We start from the raw sequence: 25,589 nt of genomic DNA on the forward strand, positions 1-25,589 counted from the left end.
AGGCTGCTGGCTTTTTATGTATTAAGCTTTCCCTTCATTTTTGTCTTTATCAGATCTTTTCATAACCAGGATGAGAGCGAGGATGCAGCAAAGGAAACCCGCTGCACAGCCTATGATAGAGCTGTAATAATAAAAGCCCACCATCTTCATCCCGATAAAAGGAGCGGAAATTCCCAAAACCGTTAAGAGCATAACTGCTTTTCGTCTGAAAAAATTCATCAGCAAACGGAACAACCCCCCTGCGATTGAACGTTACTGTCAGTATACAGGAAGAGGAGCAGGAAATAAAATGCATTAGAAAATGAAGGCGTCGTGAAAGGCAAACACCGGTAAAACCTGTTACAATGGAAGACAGAACAATGCATTGCAAATGGCAGGGAGGAACAAGAAGTGAATAGAATACAACGCGTCTCTTCATGGCTGAAGGAAGCGGGGCATACTGCCGCATTTATTCATACAAAAGAAAATGTTTTTTACTTAACCGGTTTTTACACAGAGCCGCATGAAAGATTAATGGGGTTATTTATTTTTCAAGAAGAGGAGCCTTTCTTTGTTTGTCCAGGAATGGAAGCAGGACAGGCCCGCAACGCAGGCTGGAATCATGAAATCATTGGCTATGCGGATCACGAAAATCCGTGGGAGCTGATAGAGAAGGCCTTGAAAAAGCGAAATATCAGCATACATACGCTTGCGGTCGAAAAGGATTCAATCTCGCTATCTCGTGCAGAACAGCTGAAGCACGCGACGGGCGGGGCTCGATTTGTTTCAGCAGAAGAAACACTCAATCAATTTCGCCTGATTAAAGATGACAATGAAATTCGTTTGCTGAAAGAGGCGGCAAAGCTTGCGGATTACGGTGTTGAAGTCGGCACAGCCGCTTTGCGTGAAGGCATCAGTGAAGTGGAAGTGCTCGCTCAAATTGAGTATGAGCTGAAGAAAAAAGGAATTCAGGGCATGTCTTTCTCTACAATGGTTTTATTCGGAGAAAAATCAGGCCAGCCTCATGGAAATCCTGGTACAGCCACGTTGAAGAAAGGTGATTTTGTTTTATTTGATCTCGGTGTTATTCTTGACGGCTATTGCTCTGATATTACAAGAACGTTTGCATACAAAACCATCAATCCGAAGCAGGAGGCCATTTACGAGACTGTGCTTCAAGCGGAAAAAGCCGCGATTGAGGCAAGCAAACCCGGTGTGAGAATCGGAGATCTGGATTTAACAGCCCGTGGAATCATTGAAAAAGCGGGATACGGTGACTATTTTCCTCACCGGCTTGGGCATGGACTCGGAATTTCTGTCCATGAGTATCCATCCATGAGCCAGGCCAACGATACACTGTTGCAGGAAGGCATGGTCTACACGATCGAACCGGGGATTTATGTGCCTGAGATCGGCGGCGTGCGCATTGAGGATGACGTTCACGTAACAAAGGACGGAGCAGTTGCTCTGACCCAATATCCAAAGGAATTAATCATACTGCCGTAATAGAAATAAAAAAGGACTTTGTTCTCGACATCGTCCTTTTTTATCTGCATTAAATAAAAAAATCATCAAATGTTCGAAAGGGTTTAATTTCATGTTTTTGGTTGAGAGGTTTTACAGCAAGACAGCTGCCACCGAGAACAGTGAGACATAACCCAATTAAAATGAAGAAACCCATGTGATCTTCTCCTTTCAGCTTAAAACACAAAAAGATATCTGGTACGTCCATATCATATTGTATGAAACGCATTCCAGATCAAGGGGATTTAGAAAGAAGGGAATCTATGGCTAATATTAAAGACATTGCAGAAAAAGCCGGTGTCTCTGTTACAACGGTTTCCCGAGTCATAAACAATCATCCATACGTCTGTGAAGACAAACGAAAAAGAGTGTTTGAGGCAATGGAATCATTGGAGTACACGAGAAATATTCACGCTGTACATTTGTCGAAAGGATTTTCAAACATGATTGGTGTTGTCTTGCCAACGGTTAATCTGCCATATTTTGCAGAGCTGATTGCAGGAATAGCCGACGCAGCCTCGGAATCCGGGGTTCACCTCTCTTTATTCCAAACAAACTATGAGGTACAAAAAGAAATCTTTGCGCTGTCCCAATTAAAGCAGCGCCAGGTTGACGGCCTGATTTTTTGCTCAAAGGCGCTTGCTGATGAGAAACTCATGGAATGGGAGGGCCCGATTTTGCTTTGCCAGAATTCAGATAATGCCCGCTTCCCAACCATCAGCATTCCTCACCAAGAAGCATTTCGGAACGGCTTGGACTATTTAATTGCCAAAGGGCACAAAAAAATAGCCATCTGTTTGGCAAGAAAAAAAGGCATGAACAGCCATTTTCGAATCAAAGCCTACAAAGAGGCATTGGAAGAGATCGGCGAGGCATTTCGTGAAGACTGGGTAATTGAGAAAGCGATTACAATCAATGATGGGAAGGCGCTTTTTCATAAATGGAAAACGTGGAAGGAAAAGCCGACGGCTATTTTTGTTGCCAATGACCAAGTCTCAGCAGGGCTTTTTCTTGAAGCAAAGAACCAGCGGGTGTCAGTACCGGATGAGCTTGCAATCTTAAGCGTTGATAACCACGAAATCAGCCAAGCGCTTGGAATCACAACGATCGATATTCAGACAAGGGAAATGGGAAAGCAGGCATTTGCCATACTGGAAAAAAGAATTCAAGGGCAGCCGATTGAAAGGAAAGTTCTGGATTACCGTCTCATCGAAAGATCGACTGTTTAGTGAATGCATTGAAAAAAGGTTTGACGTGCCTTCCGTTCGTTATGTACGATATGAGGTATTGAATGACAAAGGAGCTGAGGATCGTGAATGGGTCCTTCACAGTGAAAAAGGTACTGAATAATAACGTATTAATTGCTTCTCATCATAAATACAGCGAAGTCGTTTTAATCGGAAAAGGTATTGGTTTCGGAAAAAAACAAGATGATGTCATTGAAGATAAAGGCTACGATAAAATGTTCATTTTAAAAGACGAGAAGGAACAAAAACAGTTTAAAAAGCTCCTTGACTATGTTGATGAAAACCTCGTTGATATTTCAAACGATGTCATCTATCACATAAGCAATAGGACTAATCACTCATTAAATGAACATATTCACATTGCGTTGACAGACCATATCGCATTTGCGATCAAAAGGCAGCAGCAGGGATTTGATATGAAAAATCCATTTTTAATGGAGACTCAGTCACTATATCCTGAGGAGTACCAAATTGCCAAAGAAGTCATAGATATGATCAATGAAAAAGCGGGAATCTGCCTTCCAGAAGGGGAGATTGGTTTTATCGCTCTGCATATCCATTCAGCGTTGACAAACCGTCCGCTGTCCGAGGTCAATCAGCACTCTCAGCTCATGGCGCAGCTTGTCGAGGTGATTGAAGACTCATTTCAAATGAAAGTAAATAAGGAAAGTGTCAACTATTTGCGGCTGATCCGACATATCAGATTTACAATAGAAAGAATTAAAAAAGAAGAACCGACTAAAGAACCAGAAAAATTAATGTTGTTATTGAAAAATGAATATCCGCTATGCTACAATACAGCTTGGAAATTGATTAAAATCTTGCAGCAAACATTGAAGAAACCAGTTCATGAGGCGGAAGCGGTTTATCTGACGCTTCATCTGTACCGATTAACCAATAAAATTTCATAAATTCAGTTTATCCTTATAACGTGTTACTGATTCGATCAGGCATGAGTGATTGAGGGAAAAAAACGGGAAGTTCATTCTCGTTCTTTTGCGCACCCAATTTTGCTCATGCCTTTTTGTTGTGTAAAAGGGCAAATGTAAACGGTTAAACTGGAAGACTTACGCCTGTGAATTCGTTGTCATGATTTTTAGCTGTAAGGTCAGACTAGTAAAAAGAGGAGGTCAATTCTTATGTTTAAAGCATTATTCGGCGTTCTTCAAAAAATTGGGCGTGCGCTTATGCTTCCAGTTGCGATCCTTCCGGCTGCGGGGATTTTGCTTGCGATCGGGAATGCGATGCAAAATAAGGACATGATTCAGGTCCTGCATTTCTTGAGCAATGACAATGTTCAGCTTGTAGCAGGTGTGATGGAAAGCGCTGGGCAGATTGTTTTCGATAACCTTCCGCTTCTTTTCGCAGTAGGTGTAGCCATCGGGCTTGCCAACGGTGATGGAGTTGCAGGGATTGCAGCAATTATCGGTTATCTTGTAATGAATGTATCCATGAGTGCGGTTCTTCTTGCAAACGGAACCATTCCTTCGGATTCAGTTGAAAGAGCCAAGTTCTTTACGGAAAACCATCCTGCATATGTAAACATGCTTGGTATACCTACCTTGGCGACAGGGGTGTTCGGCGGTATTATCGTCGGTGTGTTAGCTGCATTATTGTTTAACAGATTTTACACAATTGAACTGCCGCAATACCTTGGTTTCTTTGCGGGTAAACGTTTCGTTCCAATTGTTACGTCAATTTCTGCACTGATTCTGGGTCTTATTATGTTAGTGATCTGGCCTCCGATCCAGCATGGATTGAATGCCTTTTCAACAGGATTAGTGGAAGCGAATCCAACCCTTGCTGCATTTATCTTCGGGGTGATTGAACGTTCGCTTATCCCATTCGGATTGCACCACATTTTCTATTCGCCGTTCTGGTATGAATTCTTCAGCTATAAGAGTGCAGCAGGAGAAATCATCCGCGGGGATCAGCGTATCTTTATGGCGCAGATTAAAGACGGCGTACAGTTAACGGCAGGTACGTTCATGACAGGTAAATATCCATTTATGATGTTCGGTCTGCCTGCTGCGGCGCTTGCCATTTATCATGAAGCAAAACCGCAAAACAAAAAACTTGTTGCAGGTATTATGGGTTCAGCGGCCTTGACATCCTTCTTAACGGGGATCACAGAGCCATTGGAATTTTCTTTCTTATTCGTTGCTCCAGTCCTGTTTGCGATTCACTGTTTGTTTGCGGGACTTTCATTCATGGTCATGCAGCTGTTGAATGTTAAGATTGGTATGACATTCTCCGGCGGTTTAATTGACTACTTCCTATTCGGTATTTTACCGAACCGGACGGCATGGTGGCTTGTCATCCCTGTCGGCTTAGGGTTAGCGGTCATTTACTACTTCGGATTCCGATTTGCCATCCGCAAATTTAATCTGAAAACACCTGGACGCGAGGATGCTGCGGAAGAAACAGCAGCACCTGGGAAAACAGGTGAAGCAGGGGATCTTCCTTATGAGATTCTGCAGGCAATGGGTGACCAGGAAAACATCAAACACCTTGATGCTTGTATCACTCGTCTGCGTGTGACTGTAAACGATCAGAAAAAGGTTGATAAAGACCGTCTGAAACAGCTTGGCGCTTCCGGAGTGCTGGAAGTCGGCAACAACATTCAGGCTATTTTCGGACCGCGTTCTGACGGGTTAAAAACACAAATGCAAGACATTATTGCGGGACGCAAGCCTAGACCTGAACCGAAAACATCTGCTCAAGAGGAAGTAGGCCAGCAGGTTGAGGAAGTGATTGCAGAACCGCTGCAAAATGAAATCGGCGAGGAAGTTTTCGTTTCTCCGATTACCGGGGAAATTCACCCGATTACGGATGTTCCTGACCAAGTCTTCTCAGGGAAAATGATGGGTGACGGTTTTGCGATTCTCCCTTCTGAAGGAATTGTCGTATCACCGGTTCGCGGAAAAATTCTAAATGTGTTCCCGACGAAACATGCGATCGGCCTGCAATCCGACGGCGGAAGAGAAATTTTAATCCACTTTGGTATTGATACCGTCAGCCTGAAGGGCGAAGGATTTACGTCTTTCGTATCAGAAGGAGACCGTGTTGAGCCTGGACAAAAACTTCTTGAAGTTGATCTGGATGCAGTCAAACCGAATGTACCATCTCTCATGACACCGATTGTATTTACAAACCTTGCTGAAGGAGAAACAGTCAGCATTAAAGCAAGCGGTTCAGTCAACAGAGAACAAGAAGATATTGTGAAGATTGAAAAATAAGGGTGTTAGTACGCCGTGCTTGTCAGATGACAAGTACGGTTGTATGATATAATATTGTGAAGTAATAAAGCTTTAAGTTAAAAGGAGAATGATAAAAATGGCACAAAAAACATTTAAAGTAACTGCAGATTCTGGAATCCATGCTCGTCCTGCGACAGTTCTTGTACAAACTGCTAGCAAATACGACGCTGACGTTAATTTAGAATATAACGGCAAAACAGTTAACCTTAAATCTATTATGGGTGTTATGTCTTTAGGTATCGCTAAAGGCGCTGAGATCACAATCTCTGCTTCCGGAGCTGACGAAAACGATGCTCTTAACGCTTTAGAAGAAACAATGAAAAGCGAAGGACTCGGCGAGTAATGCAAGAATTAAAAGGGATTGGTGCTTCAGCCGGCATCGCGATTGCAAAAGCATACCGGCTTGAAGAGCCAGATTTAACGGTTGAAAAGAAAAACATCTCTGATTCTGAAGCGGAAGTAAGCCGTTTTGATGAAGCGATTGCACGTTCAAAAGAAGAGCTCGAAAAAATCAAAGAGCACGCTTTGAAAGAACTGGGTCAGGATAAAGCTGATATTTTTTCTGCTCACCTTTTAGTTCTCAGTGACCCTGAGCTTCTGAACCCTGTGAAAGAAAAAATCAGCACTGATTCAGTGAACGCTGAATTCGCTTTAAAAGAAACGTCTTCTATGTTCGTTACCATGTTTGAATCTATGGACAACGAATATATGAAAGAGCGTGCGGCAGATATCCGCGATGTAACAAAACGCGTAACCGGCCACCTGCTTGGCGTCGAAATTCCAAACCCAAGCATGATCTCAGAAGAGGTTATTATTGTCGCTGAAGACTTAACACCGTCTGACACAGCTCAATTAAACCGTGAGTTCGTAAAAGGATTCACTACTGATATCGGCGGACGCACATCTCACTCTGCCATCATGGCACGTTCTCTTGAGATTCCAGCAGTTGTTGGAACGAAAGCGGCTACAGGCACGATCCAAAACGGCGTGACTGTTATCGTTGACGGTATCAATGGCGATGTCATTATTGACCCATCTGCGGAAACTGTAAAAGAGTATGAAGAAAAACATAATGCTTATTTGGCTCAAAAAGCTGAGTGGGCGAAGCTTGTCAATGAACCGACTGTCTCAAAAGATGGACATCATGTAGAGCTTGCAGCGAACATCGGTACTCCTGATGATGTAAAAGGTGTTCTTGAAAACGGCGGAGAAGCAGTTGGCCTTTACCGTACAGAATTCCTTTACATGGGAAGAGATCAGCTGCCTACAGAAGATGAGCAGTTTGATGCTTACAAAACGGTTCTTGAGCGTATGGAAGGAAAATCAGTCGTCGTGCGGACACTTGATATCGGCGGAGACAAAGAGCTTCCTTACCTGCAGCTTCCTAAAGAAATGAACCCGTTCCTGGGATATAGAGCGATTCGTCTTTGCCTTGAAGAGCAAGAAATCTTCAGAACACAGCTTCGCGCGCTGCTTCGTGCAAGTACATACGGAAACTTGAAAATCATGTTCCCTATGATTGCGACAGTTAACGAATTCAAAGAAGCAAAAGCGATCCTTCTTGAAGAGAAAGAAAAGCTCGTAAAAGCGGGACAGGCTGTATCTGACGATATTGAAGTCGGAATGATGGTTGAGATTCCGTCAACTGCAGTCATCGCTGATCAGTTTGCTAAAGAGGTTGATTTCTTCAGTATCGGAACAAACGATTTGATCCAATACACAATGGCAGCTGACCGTATGAATGAACGTGTATCTTACCTGTATCAGCCATACAACCCGGCAATCCTTCGCTTAATTACACTGGTAATTGAAGCAGCACACAAAGAAGGAAAATGGGTTGGCATGTGCGGAGAAATGGCAGGAGACGAGATTGCGATTCCAATCCTTCTCGGCTTAGGCTTAGATGAGTTCTCAATGAGCGCAACGTCTATTCTTCCGGCAAGAACACAGATCAGCAAATTGTCTAAACAAGAAGCTGAGTCATTCAAAGAGAAAATCTTATCTATGAGCACGACAGAAGAAGTTATCGCGTTCGTAAAAGAAACATTCAAGTAATGTACAAAAACCAGACGGCCTCCGGCCTGTCTGGTTTTTTTCATAAGTAAGGGTATAGAAGGACACAATAACATGGCTAGGAGGGATAGTATGTCAAACCAATTTAACGCAGGAGATACTGTTTATGTGATCTACAGAAATCCGCACGCCGCCAATGTAGCCCACATAAAGGAAGCCGAAATTGTGCACCATCCATACCATGAAGGCGAGCTTTCCCTGTTTATTTATGAAACCTATCATCCGTTCGCAGAGGACGATGCTGTGTTTGCAAGCTATGAAGAAGCTAAATCGCTTTACAAAGAACTCTTTGATATTGATCCGTATGAGTAACAAGGAAATCATTACAACTCATATCCTTTCCGCCTAGTGAGAAAAGTAACGTTAGTAAAGGAAAAGGATGTGGCATCATGCAGAACCCATTTGTTCCGCAGCTTGTATATATAGAACCGAGGGCGCTGGAATATCCGCTAGGCCAAGAATTACAAGATAAATTTGAGAATATGGGCATTGAAATCAGAGAAACAACATCCCACAATCAGGTGCGTAATATTCCTGGGAAAAATCATCTTCAGCAATATCGCAATGCGAAATCAACTTTAGTTATCGGTGTCCGGAAAACATTAAAGTTTGATTCATCCAAACCCTCGGCCGAATATGCCATTCCGTTTGCAACAGGCTGTATGGGGCATTGTCATTACTGCTACCTGCAAACAACCATGGGATCAAAGCCGTATATCAGAACTTATGTAAACGTCGAAGAGATTTTGGATCAGGCAGATAAGTATATGAAGGAGCGCGCACCAGAGTTCACAAGGTTCGAAGCATCATGTACGTCAGACATTGTAGGAATTGATCATCTGACACACACGCTGAAGCGCGCCATTGAACATTTTGGCCAAAGTGATCTCGGAAAGCTCCGATTTGTAACGAAATTTCATCATGTCGATCACCTATTAGACGCAAAGCATAACGGGAAAACGAGATTTAGATTCAGTATTAATGCCGACTATGTGATTAAAAACTTTGAGCCGGGAACTTCACCTCTTGATAAGCGGATAGAAGCGGCAGTAAAAGTTGCAAAAGCAGGCTACCCGCTAGGCTTTATTGTTGCTCCGATTTATATTCATGAAGGCTGGGAAGAAGGATACAGACATCTGTTTGAAAAGCTTGATGCTGCTTTGCCGCAGGACGTTAGACATGACATAACGTTTGAATTAATTCAACACCGTTTTACAAAACCGGCCAAACGAGTGATAGAGAAAAATTATCCGAAGACGAAGCTCGAATTAGATGAAGAAAAGCGCCGTTATAAATGGGGCCGTTACGGGATCGGAAAATATATTTATCAGAAAGACGAAGAGCATACACTTCGAGAAGCACTTGAATCCTATATTGATACCTTTTTCCCTAACGCGAAAATTGAATATTTCACTTAAACGGGCTGTTGTGATCAACAGCTCTCTTTTTATAAAAAGGATTTTTCCATTCCATCAAAACGCCGTAATTCAATGATGCTTTATCCTCTACATAATTGCTGACTACACGAATAGGTGAACGCCCGCAACGGAGGAGAAAGGACAGCACAGGGTCGTTTTTCCTGCCTTCCATCACATCTTCAACGTACTGAACAGCGCTGATCTCGTGTGCGTATTTATGATACAAAGGAATGCGGCCGCCGCCGAGAAGGCGTTCCAGTCTTTTATCAACAGTCAGCTCATACATCGTATTCATCAGCCATTTTCCGATTCCAAGCTTTCGATAATGAGGAGAAACAGAAATATCCACTACATATAAAGTATTTCCATGAGGTTCATGATTTTTAATCGATCCGTTGTCAGTTGCTTGTGCCCATGTATGATCAGGAGAATCAGGCTCAAATTGTACAATAAGAGCAGTCATGGAACCGATAATTCTGCCATTGATGAGCGCGCATAAAGCGCCTTCCGGAAAGGTTTTGATATGGCTGGCAAGCTGGTCCTCTGACCACAGCAATTCCTGGGGAAACGGAGGAGGGAAACATTCTTCTTGAAGAGAAATCAGCCTCTCGATGTCAGTCTCAGTGTAGTTTCTAATGGTCAGAGCCTCAAATTTTCTGCCGTCATGCACATACATTTGTTTTAGTATGATCATCACTCTCCTTATGTTGTTTCATTATAACGAAGATTGAATTTTCAGTAAATATATTCCGATTTTCTTATAATTTATTTTTTGATTATTCATTTTTCAAACGAAAGGGCCGATATAGAAATTAGGAGGGGATTGGTTTGTTTAAAAAACTTCACATGAAGATTGCTGTTTTTGTTTCGATTATGTTAATCATCACAGTTGTTCTTTTAATGCTGTCTTCTTATTTGACGCTAAAACCGATGATTACAGAGGATGGGAAAAATACAACTCAAAACGTGACGCAGTCACTTGAACAAAATATTGAATTGCAATTAAAGAGTTATGCCATTTCGTTATCAAGATTGGCTAATGGGGAATTAACGCATACATTTGTAACGAAACCAAGTAAAGAAGCTGCTCGGCTGTTTCACGATGACATTAAGCAAATCAAAGACAACGATGATTATGTTGCGATGGCTTACATAGGCACCGCAAAAAAAGAAATGTTTACATATCCAAAAGCGGATTTCGCTGAGGATTACGATCCAACATCAAGACCATGGTATAAGCTTGCAGCTGAAACCCCGGATCAAGTTGTTTGGACGGAACCTTATAAAGATGTCGTGACAGGAGACATGATTGTTACTGCATCGAAAGCGATCTTAGACGGGCAAAAAGTGATAGGGGTTGCCAGCTATGACTTGAAACTCTCTGCTATCCAGAGTATGGTCAATAAACAAAAGGTGCCTTACAAAGGATTTGCCTTTTTAGCTGATGCGAGCGGCAATCTTTTAGCCCATCCGTCAAATCAAGGAAAAAATATATCAAAGGATCAAACACTGCAAACCATCGCATCCGAGAAACAAGGGATACAAGATGTGAATGGGAAAATGGTTGTGTACCAAACGATTGGCGAAACGGGCTGGAAGGTCGGAACGCAGTTTGATACCGATCAATTAATGTGGATTTCAGATAAAATGAATCGGGCAAATCTTTGGATATCATTGATTGCGCTTATCATAACAATTATTCTCAGCTACTTCCTGGCCAAAACGATAACCGGTCCGATACAGCAGCTGATCGTAAAAACGAAAGCTGTTTCCGCAGGCGATTTAACAGTGCGCGCGGAATCAAAATCTAAGGATGAAGTCGGTATTTTAACAAGAGATTTCAATCTGATGGTTGAAAATATGAAGGAAATGGTTGAGCAAGTGAGACTCTCTTCAGGGAAAGTATCTGACACCTCTGAACAACTAACGGCTGTCGCTGCCGAAACTAATGAAACAAGCGGACAAATTGCAAAAGCGATTGAAGAAGTAGCCGCAGGGGCATCGGAACAGGCTTCTGAAGTTGAAACCATTAATGAAAAATCGGAAAGCCTGTCAACGAAAATCAGGCAAATCGCTGAGGAGGCAGGCGGAATTAAAGAACGCTCTAAATCGTCCGAGGATGCAAGCTATAAAGGACTTGACGCGCTCGGCCAACTGCTGATGAAATCAAACGAAGCCAATATGGAAACGAAAAAGGTTGAAACGATGCTGCTGGATTTGGAAAATCAAACTAAGAATATTGAAGAAGTCGTTACAGCGATTTCAAACATATCTGATCAAACCAACTTGCTTGCCTTAAATGCCAGTATTGAGGCAGCCAGAGCCGGAGAAAGCGGGCGCGGTTTTGCCGTCGTAGCCGATGAAGTGCGGAAGTTAGCTGAGCAATCAGCCCTTTCTACAAAGCATATCAGCGAGACTGTGAAGCTTATCCAGCTTGAGACAAAAGAGGCCTCTCACGCAATGGTTGAGGCAAGCAGAATGAATGATGAACAAAATAGTGCCATTCACGAAACTGGAGAGGTATTAAATACGATAACTGCAGAAATGCAGTCACTGGTACAAGGTATTGATCACATTTACGCGGAAATTCAAAGAATGAGTGAAGAACAGCTTGCGATATCTGAAGCTATTCAAAGCATTTCAGCCATATCACAGGAATCAGCTGCCGCAGCAGAGGAAGTGAACGCATCAACCGATGAACAGCTTGTCACCCTTGATAAAGTCAAACACTCAACGGAAACACTAAAACATGCAAGCCAAGAGCTTATGAACACAATTGCAAAATTCACATTGTAATCCAATTACATCCCCAAACATCATTTGTTTTGGGGATTTTTTGTTTTATAAGATGAATAGATATGGTAGTCTAGAAAATGAAGGAAAAATGATAAATTTTAACTAAAATCTAAACGAAACATCTGGGAGGAATGACCTTGAAAAAAACAATTGGTTTTATCGGTCTTGGAGTGATGGGAAAGAGCATGGCATCACATATTCTGAATGACGGCCACCCTGTTTTGGTGTACACCCGGACAAAAGAAAAAGCAGAAAGCATACTTCAAAAAGGCGCGATCTGGAAAGATACGGTCAAAGATCTTTCGAAAGAAGCGGATGTTATCATCACAATGGTCGGCTATCCCAGTGATGTTGAGGAAGTGTATTTTGAAAGCAATGGAATTATTGAAAACGCAAAAGAAGGCGCATATCTTATTGATATGACGACATCTAAGCCTTCGCTTGCGAAGAAGATTGCTGAAGCGGCCAAAGAAAAAGCATTGTTCGCTTTAGACGCTCCTGTTTCCGGTGGAGACGTCGGTGCACAAAACGGAACACTCGCGATTATGGTCGGTGGAGAAAAAGAAGCTTTTGAAGCCTGCATGCCGATTTTCTCTTTAATGGGAGAGAATATTCAGTATCAAGGACCGGCTGGAAGCGGACAGCATACCAAGATGTGCAATCAGATTGCAATTGCAGCCGGTATGATCGGTGTTGCTGAAGCGATGGCTTATGCTCAAAAATCAGGCCTAGAGCCGGAAAATGTTCTGAAAAGCATCACAACGGGCGCAGCCGGAAGCTGGTCATTGTCAAATCTTGCTCCCCGTATGCTGCAAGGCAACTTTGAACCGGGATTTTATGTGAAGCATTTTATTAAGGATATGGGAATTGCACTAGAGGAAGCAGAATTAATGGGGGAAGAAATGCCAGGCTTGTCGCTCGCAAAATCCTTATATGACAAGCTAGCTGCTCAAGGTGAAGAAAACAGCGGAACACAGAGTATATATAAGCTTTGGGTGAAATAAAAAAAGATTGCCTGTATGAAACAGGCAATCTTTTTTTATTATTTTCCGATGAATTGTTGTGTCCAGATGCTTCCAGACTCAACGTAGCCAACACCGATGTGAGTAAAGTTAGGGTTTAGAATGTTTTTTCTGTGTCCTTCACTGTTCATCCAAGCTTTTACTACTTCTTCTGGTGTCTTTTGGCCCTTCGCAATGTTTTCACCTGCTGTTTTGTAGCTGATTCCGAAAGATTTCATCATATCAAACGGTGAGCCGTATGTTGGGCTTTGGTGATCAAAGTAGTTTTTGTCCTTCATATCCTGAGATTTTGCGCGTGCAGATTTGCTTAACGTTTCATCAATTTGAAGCGGCTTTAATCCTTGTTTTTGTCTTTCTGCATTTGTAAGTTCAACAACTTTTTTCTCATATGCACTTACAGATGAAGGTGCAGATGTTGTTGTGTTTGTTTTTTCAGCAGTTGCAGGTGCTTTAGAAGCAGTGTTTTGATCAGCAGCTGCTTTTTCAGTAGTCTTTTGTGCAGGTTTTGCCGTTTCTGTCTTTTGAACATCCTGAACTTTCACGTTAGATTGCTTCGCATGTTTTTGAAGAAGCTGCTTAATCTCTTTTTCGTTTGCAGCGTTTAACGTTTTGATATTTGTGTTAATATGCAGCTTTTTCACTGCATCGTTAAGTGACATGTTTTGTACTGTGTTCCCCGTTTTTACTGTAACCACAGGCTGGCAGGAGAGTTCTTTCGCTGATGCTTGCTGTACGCCCCCGAATGTGAATAATCCAACCGCAGCGGCAGCAGATAAAATAAATGCTTTCTTCATTAGTTCGTAACCTCCTAGAGTTGTTTGTTTCTACAGAAAAATCATAACATAGCTTTTTTGTCATAAAGGTTCCAGCACTTTCCTTTGACAAATAGAGATTGTCATTTTCGTAAAGTAAATCCGTTGAATCACTAAGAATAAGGGAATCAGCGGTATATATGATTTTATCGTACCGTTACATATCTTCCTTTTTTTTGAACCGTTAGTTATATTTTAATGTGTTTTTATATTGACAGCTTTTTTTACTCCTTTTCGCTGTAACAACTATTACAAAGGTGTTACAATTAATCTCAGTATATGTAAATATATTGAATGATTTGAGAGGGGTAACCAGAAGTGACTGAAATAGGACGTGAACCAAAGAAAAAGAGCAAAGGAAACAGAGCAATCAGAATGAACCTTTTTTTCCTAGCTGTCTTTGTTCTATTCACTGCATTAATTTTTAAGCTCGGGGTTGTTCAAATTGTTGAAGGCGAACAGCATGAAGAAGACGCTGAGAAATCAAATGCAAAAACAGCTTACTATCCTGCGCCTCGCGGGAAGATGTACGACAGAAATCAGAAAGTTGCTGTCGATAACCAGAGCGTTCCAGAAATTGTGTATGTATCAACATCTAGCACAAAAACAGAAGATAAAATCAAAACAGCGAAGCGGCTTGCTTCTTTCATTCATATTGATACCGAATTTTTGAAGGAAAGGGATCTTCGTGATTACTGGATCGCAGCTCATCCGAAAAAAGCCGCCGCTCTGCTTAAGGAATCAGAAAGCAATCTGAAAGGAGACCAGGCTTACAAGCTTCAAATAGAGCGTGTTCCGGATCAAGAATTAAAGGCTATTCAGCAAGATGACGAAGAAATGGAAACTGCTGCGATATATACAAGGTTTTCAAGCGGAAATGCTTACGAACCTCAAATCGTAAAGGCAATGAATCCAAATAAGAGCAATAGCAATGGAAAAAACGGAGCGCTGCTTGATGAGAAGAAAAACTCCTCGCAAAGACCAAAAAATGACTTAACATATGATGAAATTTCCATTGTTTCTGAGCATTTAGAAGAACTTCCGGGAATCGATATCGTAAACGATTGGACACGAAAATATCCTTATGACAAAACCCTTTATTCTGTTTTCGGGGGCGTCACGACACCTGATCAGGGCCTGCTGAGCGACCGGAAAGATTTCTACTTAACAAGAGGCTATGCGAATAATGACAGGGTGGGAAAAAGTTATTTAGAGTATCAATATGAAGAATATTTAAATTCGCATAAAGAAAAAGTGGAATACGTAGAAGATAATAAAGGAAATGTCGTCAGCCAAAAAACCATTGATAAAGGCAGCAGGGGATACGATCTTCAGCTTTCTTTTGACATGGAGCTTCAGGCAAAGGTAGAAAAGATCATTGAAGAAGAAGTAAGAAACAGCCGTGCACGCGGAAATTACATGCTTGACAGAGCCTTTGTCGTGATGATGGACCCGAATAACGGCGATATTTTATCGATGGCAGGGAAAAAGATAGATTTAAAAACCAACAAAATTGAAGATTATGCGATAGGGGCATTTACCACCCAATATGAAATGGGATCAGCAGTAAAGGGGGCCACCGTGCTAGCCGGCTATCAGGACGGAATTCCGCATTATAAATATTATGTCGATGCTCCAATGCTTTTAGGAACGAATCTTATAAAAAAATCTTATACTAATATGGGAACCATCAATGAATTAACCGCATTGCAAAAAAGTTCAAACGTATATATGTTCAATGTTGCCATGCATATTGCAGGCGTAACATACAAGCCGCATGGATCTCTCCCGGCTGATCAGAACGATCTACTGAAAATGAGAAACTATTACAGCCAGTTTGGTCTGGGAGTAAAGACAGGTATCGATCTCCCGCAGGAATCAGCCGGAATGCAAACCACACCTAAAACTGTAGGAGGATTAATTTTAGACTTAGCAATTGGCCAATACGATACATACACACCGCTTCAAATGGCTCAATACATCTCAGTAATCGCCAATGGTGGCTATCGTGTTCAGCCTAGAATCGTTACAAGTATTCATGAGCCAGGAAAAAAAGACCAGCTGGGTAAGGCGATTGAACATAGGAAACCTAAAGTACTCAATAAGATTAATAATTCAGAGAGCGATTTGAAACAAGTACAAACAGGCATGAAATTAGTCACTTCTTCAGGGACAGCTAAAAATACGTTTACAGAAGATGTATCAGGGAAAACGGGAACAGCGGAAACATTTTACTACGGCACGAATCGCAACTGGTGGGGGAAAAAAACATACAATCTGACTTTTGTCGGCTATTACCCGTCGAAAAAAACAAAAGTGGCCTTTAGTGTTGTTGTTCCATCAGTAGATGATGATGATAAGATCAATAAAATTATTGCCAAAAGAGCTATCCACGCCTATGCAGAGCTCGAAAAAAAACACAGTAAAAAATAAAAAACAGGGTGCACAACTAAAAGATTGTGTGCCCTTTCTTTTATTCAAAAATTGACGTTCACCATAAGAATAGAAGGAGAATACTCATTTTCTAGCGAATCATACTAGGTAAAAGTCAATCTGTATATGTCGAAACACGATAATCATGCAAAGGAGGGATTCTGTGGAACAGGATACGCAGCATGTTAAACCACTTCAAACAAAAACCGATATTCATGCAGTCTTGGCCTCGAATGGACGCATCATTTATATATCTGCCAACTCCAAACTGCATTTGGGCTATCTCCAAGGAGAGATGATCGGATCATTCCTCAAAACGTTTCTGCATGAGGAAGACCAATTTTTGGTTGAAAGCTATTTTTATAATGAACATCATCTGATGCCGTGCACCTTTCGTTTTATTAAAAAAGATCATACGATTGTGTGGGTGGAGGCTGCGGTAGAAATTGTTACGACAAGAGCTGAGCGGACAGAACGGGAAATCATTTTGAAAATGAAGGTTCTTGAAGAAGAAACAGGCCATCAATCCCTAAACTGCGAAAAACATGAAATCGAACCTGCAAGCCCGGAATCGACTACATATATAACGGATGATTATGAACGGTTGGTTGAAAATCTCCCGAGTCCGCTATGCATCAGTGTCAAAGGCAAGATCGTCTATGTAAACAGCGCGATGCTCTCAATGCTGGGAGCCAAAAGCAAGGATGCTATTATTGGTAAATGGTCCTATGAATTTATTGAAGAAGAATATCATGATATCGTGAAAAACAGGATTATACGAATGCAAAAAGGAATGGAAGTCGGAATGATTGAACAGACGTGGAAAAGGCTTGATGGCACACCTGTTCATTTAGAAGTGAAAGCATCCCCGGCCGTCTACAAAAACCAGCAGGCTGAGCTGCTGCTGCTGATCGATATCTCTTCAAGGAAGAAATTCCAAACCATCCTGCAAAAAAGCCGTGAACGATATCAGCTGCTGATTCAAAATTCCATTGATACCATTGCGGTGATTCACAATGGAAAATGGGTATTTATGAATGAGTCTGGAATTTCCCTGTTTGAAGCGGCTACATATGAGGATTTAATTGGCAAAAACATATACGATCAGCTGCATCCTTGCGATCACGAGGATGTAAAAGAGAGAATCCAAAACATTGCCGAGCAAAAATCAGAATCTGAAATTGTCAAGCAATCCTGGTTCACCTTTCAGAACAGGGTCATCTATACGGAGATGGTCTGCATTCCGACGACCTTTTTTGGTGAAGCGGCCGTCCAGGTCATTCTTCGGGACATCTCAGAGAGAAAACAAACAGAAGAATTGATGCTGAAATCGGAAAAATTATCAATCGCAGGGCAGCTCGCGGCGGGAATCGCCCATGAGATCCGCAACCCTCTTACAGCGATCAAAGGATTTTTACAGCTGATGAAACCGACAATGGAAGGCAACGAACATTACTTTGATATTGTGTTTTCTGAACTCAGCCGTATCGAATTAATACTCAGTGAACTGCTCATGCTGGCGAAACCTCAGCAAAATGCTGTCAAAGAATATTTGAACTTGAAAAAATTAATTGGTGAGGTTTCAGCCCTGTTAGAAACGCAGGCGAATTTAAATGGCATTTTTATCAGAACAAGTTATGAAAAAGACAGCATTTATATAAACGGGGATCAAAACCAATTAAAGCAGGTATTCATTAATTTAATCAAAAATGCAGTTGAATCAATGCCTGATGGGGGAACAGTAGACATTATCATAACCGAAGATGAGCATTCTGTTCATGTTACTGTCAAAGACGAAGGGGAAGGTATACCTGAAAAGGTACTAAACCGGATTGGAGAGCCATTTTTAACAACAAAAGAAAAAGGTACGGGGCTTGGATTAATGGTGACATTTAATATCATTGAAAACCATCAGGGAGTCATACATGTGGACAGCCATCCTGAAAAAGGCACAGCGTTTAAAATTTCATTTCCAAAAAAATAAAAACAACGGCTTAAACGCCGTTGTTTATCGTCTGCATTGCTTCACGTTTTTTTAATACAAATAATTCTAAACGGTCCAAGCCTTCTCTCAGTGTGTCCAGCGAGTACGCAAAAGACAATCTTACATATCCTTCACCATATGTTGAGAACGAGCTGCCCGGCACGAGTGCCACGCCAGCGTCTTCCAAAAGAGCCATACTAAAATCAAATGAACTCATTCCAAAGGATTTAATAGAAGGGAAGATATAAAACGCACCCGACGGTTTAACAACGTCAATTCCCATGGAAACCAGACGGTCATATACATAATCCAGACGTTTTTTGTATTGTTCTCTCATAATTAGTGCATCGTCAAAACCGTTTGTGACAGCTTCAAGCGCGGCTTTTTGAGAAACGGATGAGGCACATGACACATTGTATTGATGAACCTTTAAAATGTGCTTTGCGATGTCTTTCGGTGCGAATAAAAATCCAATTCTCCAACCGGTCATGCTGTGTGATTTTGATAACCCGTTAATGACAATCGTTTGATCCCGCAAATAGGTTGCGATGGAGTAATGCGGTCTGTCATATGTTAATTCACTGTATATTTCATCAGACAATACGAAGACATTTCTGCCTTTTAAAAGAGCTGCGATACTTTTCAGCTCTTCTTCAGATAAAGTCACGCCGGTAGGGTTTGACGGATAAGGAAGCACGACACACTTGGTGTTGGGTGTCAGAGCATCTTCAATCAGCCGGGCGGTAAGCTTAAAGCCGTGTGACGTAGTATCAACAATGACAGGCTTGGCCCCGCACAAATTGATAATAGGTTCATAGCCCGGATAAATAGGCCCTGGCATAATGACTTCATCACCGGGAGATAAAATCGTCCGGAATGCAGCATCAATGGCTTGGCTTGCGCCTGTTGTGATGATAATTTCAGATTCAGCATCATAGTTGAAATCCGCTTTTTTCTTCATATAAAGCTGCACAGCTTGTCTCAGCTCCAGGTAGCCGGCATTCGGAGTATATGACGTCACGTTTTCATCAATGGCTTTTTTTGCGGCAGCTTTCACATGATGCGGTGTGAAAAAATCAGGCTGGCCGATTGTAAGTGAAATGACGTCTTCGTGTTGGGCTACAAGATTCGAGAATTTGCGTATTCCTGAAATTTCGATCTCTCTTGCTTTCGGATTCAGCAAATGTTCCATAATTCATCACCTTAACAAATATAATGAGTTTATCCTATTTTACCACTAGCTGATCATTTGTCACCTTTTTAACTGATATATTTCGATTGTATGCGCCTTTTTTCTAAACATACCTTTCTTTTCAGAAAAAAAGAAGACAACCAGCGATTTGATTGTCTTTATTGTATCATGTTCTATTATTGTTTATATGTGCCAATTTCATTAATAGCCATAATCAAAATGAAGGTCTTCGTGCCAAATCAGATACGGAGGATGCTCTTCTCGAAGGTCAGCTGATTCTTTCTTCATATTCAGGTAAGTTTCTTCACTGATATCCTCTAAAACAGTCATTTCGTTTTCTTTAAATATTACTAAGGTACCCATTATTTACACCCTTCTTTGGAAAAATCCTTGACTATTTTATCACTGTTAGTTGGAAAGTCAATGGTTATTAGGAAAAAAGTTTCTTTTTTGAGGAACGGGCTTGTTGCCTTCGGAATTCGATTTTGAAGAGCTGCCATTCACTTTTTACAAATTACGCCGATATATACAGTACAATACTGAATGCGAATAGCGAGGGATTGAATTGTCGTTACAACAATACGAAATTTTATTGGATTCTGGTACAAATGAATTAGAAATTGTGAAGTTTGGCGTGGGTGAAAATGCTTTCGGAATTAACGTCATGAAGGTAAGAGAAATTATTCAGCCTGTCGAGGTGACATCAGTGCCTCACTCCCATCAGCATGTAGAAGGAATGATTAAACTCAGAGGAGAAATCCTCCCTGTGATCAGTCTCTTCTCATTTTTTGGAGTAGAGCCTGAAGGATCAAAAGATGAGAAATATATCGTGACTGAATTTAATAAACGGAAAATTGTTTTTCATGTCGGCTCTGTTTCTCAAATTCACAGAGTATCCTGGGAAGCGATTGAAAAGCCGACATCGTTAAATCAAGGAATGGAGCGGCACCTTACCGGGATTATTAAGCTCGAAGACCTGATGATCTTTTTGCCTGACTATGAAAAAATTATTTATGACATTGAATCAGATTCAGGTGTTGACACGTATAATATGCATACCGAGGGCTTCGATGAAAGAAGAACTGATAAAAAGCTTATCATTGTAGAGGACTCACCGCTTTTGATGCGCCTCTTGCAGGATGAATTAAAAGAAGCAGGGTACAACAATATCGCTTCGTTTGAAAATGGAAAAGAGGCATATGAATACATAATGAACCTTGCTGAAAACGAAACTGATTTATCAGAACAGATTGATATGATCATCACTGATATTGAAATGCCAAAAATGGACGGACACAGGCTCACAAAGCTGCTGAAAGAAAATCCGAAAAGCTCAGATGTGCCGGTTATGATTTTCTCATCGTTAATTACGGATGATCTGCGTCACCGCGGCGAAGTTGTAGGCGCAGATGAGCAAATCAGCAAGCCTGAGATCAGTGATTTGATTAAAAAAGTGGATACGTATGTTATTGAATAAATAAAAACAGCCGTTGCCAGAAAGAGGCACGGCTGTTTTTATTTTAAAAGTAACTCTCGCCAAGTTTTTTAAAGACCGGTTTATGGTAAGCTGGCTGCTGGCGATTTGGCACTAGCGGCTTTTCTTTCATGCCGACATATTCTTGCAATAGGTGTTTCGCTTTTGTTAAAGACATTTGAGCTTTAGGATTTCGGTACGATTGATTAAGTGTACCTAAATGCGGAAGATGTTCGAAGTCTTCTTTAGTTGGAGGCATGTGAAAATAGTAGTCTCCGATTGAGATAAGCACGTCCGATTGCTGTTGGCTGAACCTTGGATTTTTTGAAAAATGAAGCCCTATTTTCTTTCCTTTACCTTCTTTGACAAGCTTTTGCAAAGCCCGTTTTTTCAGCAGATATAGGTATTTAGGGTTGGGGGCGGTTTTTGCATGGCGGTTCACAGTGTAAACTGCTTTTGAAAGATTTTCTACGGTTGGCTGCAGATCTTTCGTATATGCATGGTCGTCCATTATTTCTCTCCTTTGCTCTTATCAATTTCTATATGTTTAGATTATACTTTTTTAAAGTTGAAATGCAAATATTGAATGTAAAAATGCGCTTTTTTCTAAGAAAAAAAGCGCATTTTTAACCTGTATTATACAGATCTTGCCTTCTTTTTCGGCTGTTCTTGAAATGCTTCCTGAACATTCACTTCCACAGCCTGAGCACTGTATTTTGGCAGTGCAATAAAATAAAAAATAAAAACGAGCAGGATAATAACACCCATGCCGTAATAAAGATAATCAATGTTTGAAACAAACTTAGGGAATAACAGCGCGACTAAGCCAAGTGTCAAAGACTGTGCAAACATCATAAAAGGGTCCTGCATGCCGCTTACACGTCCCATCAGTTTTGGATGAACAATTTTTGGCATCCACCCTCCGATTGCAATGTTGATCGGTCCGATACACATTCCCAGTGCAAAAGCTGCCGCGTAATACACCCATAAAATATTGGTGTAGCCGAGGACGAAGATCAGCAAACCTGCAATGAAAATCGGTATCGACATTAAAAAGTGCGGCTTCACTTTTTTTGAGATGAGCGTGCCGATTACGCTTCCTGCCAGAAGCCCAAACCCGAGTGCGATCGTAAATACAGACGTATGCCACTCATAACGGTCAGGCGCCAATCCATATTTCATTGTAAACATAGGCAATACGGCGAATCCTCCATTGACAAATCCAAAAATGAAGAAGCCAAAAATAAGAGATGCCAGCAATTTGTTTTTTAAAATATAGAGGATGCCTTCTCTAAAGTCATTTATTGAATCCTTAACAGAAGTCTTTCTCCAGCTGAATGCACCGTTTGGCTGTCGGGCTTCTTTTGGAATCCGGCAGCTGCGGATCAGCAGCCCGGAAATGATAAAGCTGACAAAATCAAGAATAATGGCGCCTTCAATACCGATTGTGTTGTACATAAACGCGCCTATACCGACTCCAAACACCATAAAAATGCTAAAAAGCATCTGATTAAGTCCTGCCGCTTTCGCATAATGCTCCTTCGGCAGAATGGCTTGTACCAAACTGTTTTCTGCCGGAAAGAAAAACTTTGTTACAGCGCTTCTGATAAATAAGATACAAAAAACAAGAGGAATATTGCCGGTAAATAAAGTGAAAAAAAGCACGACAGTCAGGCCTGCTCTGATCCAATCACAATTTTCTGCCACCTTTTTTCTGTCAAACCGGTCCGCGACGACTCCCACGATCAGAAATACAAATATGGTAGGAAGAGAATACATCAGCTCCGCCAAGGTCGTATATGAAGGCTGGCTGCTGAATCGGTCCAGCAAAAAAAAAGCAAAGGCCATGTTGCCTACTGTCGTGCCCATTTGAGAAGCGAGTGCTGCGAAAAATAGACGAACAAAATTACGATTTTTAAATATATCCATAAAAACGCTCCTTACCCTAAAGGTCCCACTTTATCATATTATAAACCGCCTGTTTTTGAAACAAATAAGAAAACATTACCGGTTAATCGTGACTCTTGTTCCGTTTGGCACAATTGAAGCAAGTTCGATCACGTCTTTGTTATGCATGCGAATGCAGCCTTTAGAAACAGCCTTACCAATCGAAGCGGGATTATTCGTCCCATGTATTCCGTAGTGCTGCTTTGAAAGGCTCAGCCAATAAGCGCCAAATGGGCCGCCGGGATTGCGCTGGCGGTTAATAATGTAAAACTCGCCAGTAGGCGTTTGCGTTAGTATTTTACCAACGGCGATGGGATAGGTTTTCATTACCCGATTATTTAGGAACAGCGTAAGGGTCTTCGCTCCGATTGAGACTGCGATATGATACGGAATTGTATAAGGGTCCGGCAGTCCGGGGATGACTATGGACTGTCCCGCGGTGAGCCCTGCCTGCAGTGACGGATTAGCCTGGAGTAATGCAGCCGTGCTGATTCTGAAATCAGCCGCGATGCTGTTCAGTGTATCGCCTTGCTTCACCTGGTACGTAAGCAGTTTCCTCATCCTCCTTTTTTACTTATAAGTATTGATGAGGAGCCCATCCTGCTACATTAATTTGTGCTTTTTAAGGTGAAGACAGTGATTTCAGGCTTGGCCAGAAACCGCAAAGGCAGCCTGGTCATCCCGAGGCCTCGGTTTACGTAAATATGAGTGCTGCCCGTTTGATACATTCCCTCTGTGTAGACTTTTCCATATGGAGGCGTAATAATCGGTCCGTAAAAAGGCAGCTGAATCTGGCCGCCGTGTGTATGGCCGGAAAGCTGAAGGTTCACGGGATAATCTGTTGTTTTCAAGGCCGCATCAGGTTCATGGACGAGAAGAATGGAAAAAAGTCTGTCGCTCAGCCTTGAAAGCGTGCCTTCATAATCTGGGTTTCCCAGCATTAAGTCATCAAGCGAAGCAATTTCGATTTTGCTGCCATCTGCGAGTGACAATGTTTGATAGCCATTGCGATATACCGTGAAACCTCCGGCCGTCATCAGGCTTTTGTAAACGGCAGTTCCATAGCCTCCGTGATCATGATTGCCGTAAATACAAAGCTTGCCGAAGGGAGCATTAAGCTTTCTCAATAATGGAATGACTGCCTGGTGGTGCTGGTACGTATCAGGATTATCGATAATATCACCTGTAAAAACAATGAGATCAGGTTTAGATTCATTAATTGTAAGAATGACAATTTTTAAATCTTCGAGAGTAAAGTAATCACTCAAGTGTGCATCGCTGAACTGCACGATTTTAAAACCGTCAAATCCGTGCGGGATGAGAGAGCTTTTTATTGTGTGTTCGGTTGTCTCGATCATATGCGGCTCGAGATACCTGGCATAGCCATATCCCCCGCCGGCCGTTAAAGCCCCGGCAGCAAGAGCGCCGAACATTCCTTTTAGAAATTGTCTTCTGGACATCTTTTTCATTTCAAACCAACCTTTAATAGAGTTTTTCTATTATATCATCTGTATCTGATAAAAATCTCATATGAGCATGTGCTGACAGAGGCAGGGATATAATGATAGAATATTATTGAATGAATACTCATTCATAATTGGAGGGATAAACATGGAAAAAAAGGCGGTAATTATTACCGGCGGGTCAAGCGGCATGGGAAAAGCGATGGCAAAAAAACAGGCTGAATTAGGGTGGCACGTTATGGTGACAGGGAGGAACCATGAGGCACTTGAGGAAACAAAAAAAGAAATTCAGACCTTTGAGGGACAGGTCGCTTGTTTTCAAATGGATGTCCGTTCCGATTCCGCCGCTTCAGACATGATTAAAGAAGCGGTAAAAGCCTTTGGCCGGCTTGACGCGCTGATTAACAACGCGGCCGGAAACTTCATTTGTCCGGCAGAAAAGCTGACGCCCAATGGATGGAAAGCCGTTATTGAGATTGTTTTAAACGGCACATTTTTTTGCAGCCAGGCAGCGGCAAGGCATTGGATTGACCAGAAGCAGCAGGGTGTCATTTTAAATATGGCAGCCACGTACGCTTGGGGAGCGGGAGCGGGGGTCGTTCATTCCGCTGCAGCCAAAGCGGGGGTATTGTCATTGACAAGAACGCTGGCCGTTGAATGGGGGAGCAAATACGGCATTCGCACAAACTCGATAGCCCCCGGACCGATTGAACGAACAGGTGGTGCGGAGAAGCTATTTGAATCGGAAAAAGCGATGGCCCGCACGATGAACAGTGTGCCGCTCGGCCGATTGGGCACACCGGAGGAAATCGCCGCTTTGGCAGCGTTTTTGCTTTCTGATGAAGCATCCTATATAAACGGGGATTGTATCACAATGGACGGGGGGCAATGGCTGAATCCTTATCCGTTTTAAAGAATATTAATCTTTGGATTCAATGTGGTATAATCAGACAAAGATAGAGAAG

General features: G+C 41.9%; 23 protein-coding genes. 14 read left to right on the top strand and 9 right to left on the bottom strand.

Translation table 11 applies throughout. The annotated features are described in order from the left end of the window. Nucleotides 1-21 precede the first annotated feature (21 nt). Nucleotides 22-225, bottom strand: coding sequence for a hypothetical protein (locus ACFVP7_RS08155; protein ID WP_014476643.1), 204 nt, complete (start codon nt 223-225; stop codon nt 22-24). 165 nt (nt 226-390) lie between these two features. Between ACFVP7_RS08155 and papB the strand changes: the two genes are divergently transcribed. The 8 genes from papB (at nt 391) to splB (ending at nt 9,501) form a co-directional block, all read left to right on the top strand. Continuing rightward, entirely contained in the window at nt 391-1,485 is a 1,095-nt protein-coding gene (gene papB, locus ACFVP7_RS08160) for a di/tri-peptidase (RefSeq protein WP_160243968.1), read from the top strand. Nucleotides 1,486-1,766: 281 nt separating this feature from the next. Continuing rightward, the gene (locus ACFVP7_RS08165; RefSeq protein WP_338733537.1) at nt 1,767-2,732 is read left to right on the top strand and encodes a LacI family DNA-binding transcriptional regulator; all 966 of its coding nucleotides are present in this window, start codon (nt 1,767-1,769) and stop codon (nt 2,730-2,732) included. 62 nt (nt 2,733-2,794) lie between these two features. Further along, entirely contained in the window at nt 2,795-3,661 is an 867-nt protein-coding gene (gene glcT / locus ACFVP7_RS08170; protein ID WP_024571340.1) for a glucose PTS transporter transcription antiterminator GlcT, read from the top strand. 228 nt (nt 3,662-3,889) lie between these two features. After that, nucleotides 3,890-5,989, top strand: coding sequence for a PTS glucose transporter subunit IIABC (ptsG, locus tag ACFVP7_RS08175; protein WP_003244661.1), 2,100 nt, complete (start codon nt 3,890-3,892; stop codon nt 5,987-5,989). Nucleotides 5,990-6,086: 97 nt separating this feature from the next. Further along, nucleotides 6,087-6,353, top strand: coding sequence for a phosphocarrier protein HPr (locus tag ACFVP7_RS08180; protein WP_003154654.1), 267 nt, complete (start codon nt 6,087-6,089; stop codon nt 6,351-6,353). Then, entirely contained in the window at nt 6,353-8,065 is a 1,713-nt protein-coding gene (gene ptsP, locus ACFVP7_RS08185; RefSeq protein ID WP_338733540.1) for a phosphoenolpyruvate--protein phosphotransferase, read from the top strand. Before ACFVP7_RS08180 ends, ptsP begins: the two co-directional genes overlap by 1 nt. A 90-nt stretch (nt 8,066-8,155) precedes the next feature. Continuing rightward, nucleotides 8,156-8,395 (top strand): splAB operon transcriptional regulator SplA, encoded by a 240-nt coding sequence (splA, locus tag ACFVP7_RS08190; protein WP_003218644.1) that lies wholly within the window; start codon nt 8,156-8,158, stop codon nt 8,393-8,395. 77 nt (nt 8,396-8,472) lie between these two features. Continuing rightward, nucleotides 8,473-9,501, top strand: a complete 1,029-nt coding sequence (splB, locus tag ACFVP7_RS08195; protein WP_046380989.1) for a spore photoproduct lyase — start codon at nt 8,473-8,475, stop codon at nt 9,499-9,501. Here the strand turns inward: splB and ACFVP7_RS08200 are convergent. Continuing rightward, complete coding sequence (locus ACFVP7_RS08200; RefSeq protein WP_338734145.1) at nt 9,494-10,195, bottom strand: GNAT family N-acetyltransferase; 702 nt, start codon at nt 10,193-10,195, stop codon at nt 9,494-9,496. The genes splB and ACFVP7_RS08200 overlap by 8 nt on opposite strands. A 134-nt stretch (nt 10,196-10,329) precedes the next feature. On the opposite strand from ACFVP7_RS08200, the gene mcpC reads away from it, so the two are divergent. Both mcpC and ACFVP7_RS08210 read left to right on the top strand, forming a co-directional pair. Continuing rightward, a complete protein-coding gene (gene mcpC / locus ACFVP7_RS08205; RefSeq protein WP_338733547.1) occupies nt 10,330-12,297 on the top strand; it encodes a methyl-accepting chemotaxis protein McpC in 1,968 nt (655 codons plus the stop codon). A 137-nt stretch (nt 12,298-12,434) separates the two neighbouring features. Beyond that, the gene (locus tag ACFVP7_RS08210; protein ID WP_021479395.1) at nt 12,435-13,301 is read left to right on the top strand and encodes an NAD(P)-dependent oxidoreductase; all 867 of its coding nucleotides are present in this window, start codon (nt 12,435-12,437) and stop codon (nt 13,299-13,301) included. 38 nt (nt 13,302-13,339) lie between these two features. Here the strand turns inward: ACFVP7_RS08210 and ACFVP7_RS08215 are convergent, their stop codons facing one another. Further along, entirely contained in the window at nt 13,340-14,113 is a 774-nt protein-coding gene (locus ACFVP7_RS08215; RefSeq protein WP_024573418.1) for a CAP domain-containing protein, read from the bottom strand. A gap of 336 nt (nt 14,114-14,449) precedes the next feature. On the opposite strand from ACFVP7_RS08215, the gene ACFVP7_RS08220 reads away from it, so the two are divergent. Both ACFVP7_RS08220 and kinA read left to right on the top strand, forming a co-directional pair. Continuing rightward, nucleotides 14,450-16,564, top strand: a complete 2,115-nt coding sequence (locus tag ACFVP7_RS08220; protein WP_338733552.1) for a penicillin-binding protein 2 — start codon at nt 14,450-14,452, stop codon at nt 16,562-16,564. A gap of 163 nt (nt 16,565-16,727) precedes the next feature. After that, on the top strand, nt 16,728-18,548 hold the full coding sequence (gene kinA / locus ACFVP7_RS08225; RefSeq protein WP_338733554.1) for a sporulation histidine kinase KinA: 1,821 nt from the start codon (nt 16,728-16,730) through the stop codon (nt 18,546-18,548). A 10-nt stretch (nt 18,549-18,558) separates the two neighbouring features. On the opposite strand, the gene ACFVP7_RS08230 is transcribed toward kinA, so the two are convergent. After that, nucleotides 18,559-19,740, bottom strand: a complete 1,182-nt coding sequence (locus ACFVP7_RS08230) for an aminotransferase A (protein ID WP_338733556.1) — start codon at nt 19,738-19,740, stop codon at nt 18,559-18,561. A 201-nt stretch (nt 19,741-19,941) separates the two neighbouring features. After that, nucleotides 19,942-20,103 carry a hypothetical protein gene (locus tag ACFVP7_RS08235; RefSeq protein WP_014476654.1) on the bottom strand — a complete coding sequence of 54 codons (162 nt, stop codon included), beginning with the start codon at nt 20,101-20,103 and terminating at the stop codon, nt 19,942-19,944. 202 nt (nt 20,104-20,305) lie between these two features. Between ACFVP7_RS08235 and cheV the strand changes: the two genes are divergently transcribed. Beyond that, complete coding sequence (gene cheV, locus ACFVP7_RS08240) at nt 20,306-21,217, top strand: chemotaxis protein CheV (protein ID WP_014476655.1); 912 nt, start codon at nt 20,306-20,308, stop codon at nt 21,215-21,217. 43 nt (nt 21,218-21,260) lie between these two features. Here the strand turns inward: cheV and ACFVP7_RS08245 are convergent, their stop codons facing one another. The 4 genes from ACFVP7_RS08245 to ACFVP7_RS08260 form a co-directional block, all read right to left on the bottom strand. After that, nucleotides 21,261-21,725, bottom strand: a complete 465-nt coding sequence (locus tag ACFVP7_RS08245; RefSeq protein WP_003232406.1) for a YkyB family protein — start codon at nt 21,723-21,725, stop codon at nt 21,261-21,263. A 125-nt stretch (nt 21,726-21,850) separates the two neighbouring features. Beyond that, nucleotides 21,851-23,143 (bottom strand): MFS transporter, encoded by a 1,293-nt coding sequence (locus ACFVP7_RS08250; protein WP_003245267.1) that lies wholly within the window; start codon nt 23,141-23,143, stop codon nt 21,851-21,853. A gap of 75 nt (nt 23,144-23,218) precedes the next feature. Next, nucleotides 23,219-23,713, bottom strand: coding sequence for a L,D-transpeptidase family protein (locus tag ACFVP7_RS08255; protein ID WP_072174092.1), 495 nt, complete (start codon nt 23,711-23,713; stop codon nt 23,219-23,221). A 56-nt stretch (nt 23,714-23,769) separates the two neighbouring features. Next, complete coding sequence (locus tag ACFVP7_RS08260) at nt 23,770-24,630, bottom strand: metallophosphoesterase (protein WP_338733560.1); 861 nt, start codon at nt 24,628-24,630, stop codon at nt 23,770-23,772. Nucleotides 24,631-24,772: 142 nt separating this feature from the next. On the opposite strand from ACFVP7_RS08260, the gene fadH reads away from it, so the two are divergent. Continuing rightward, nucleotides 24,773-25,537 carry a 2,4-dienoyl-CoA reductase gene (gene fadH, locus ACFVP7_RS08265; RefSeq protein WP_338733561.1) on the top strand — a complete coding sequence of 255 codons (765 nt, stop codon included), beginning with the start codon at nt 24,773-24,775 and terminating at the stop codon, nt 25,535-25,537. Nucleotides 25,538-25,589 lie beyond the last annotated feature (52 nt).

Origin of the sequence: Bacillus sp. SG20033 (assembly GCF_044570195.1) — a bacterium.
Classification (GTDB): domain Bacteria; phylum Bacillota; class Bacilli; order Bacillales; family Bacillaceae; genus Bacillus; species Bacillus subtilis.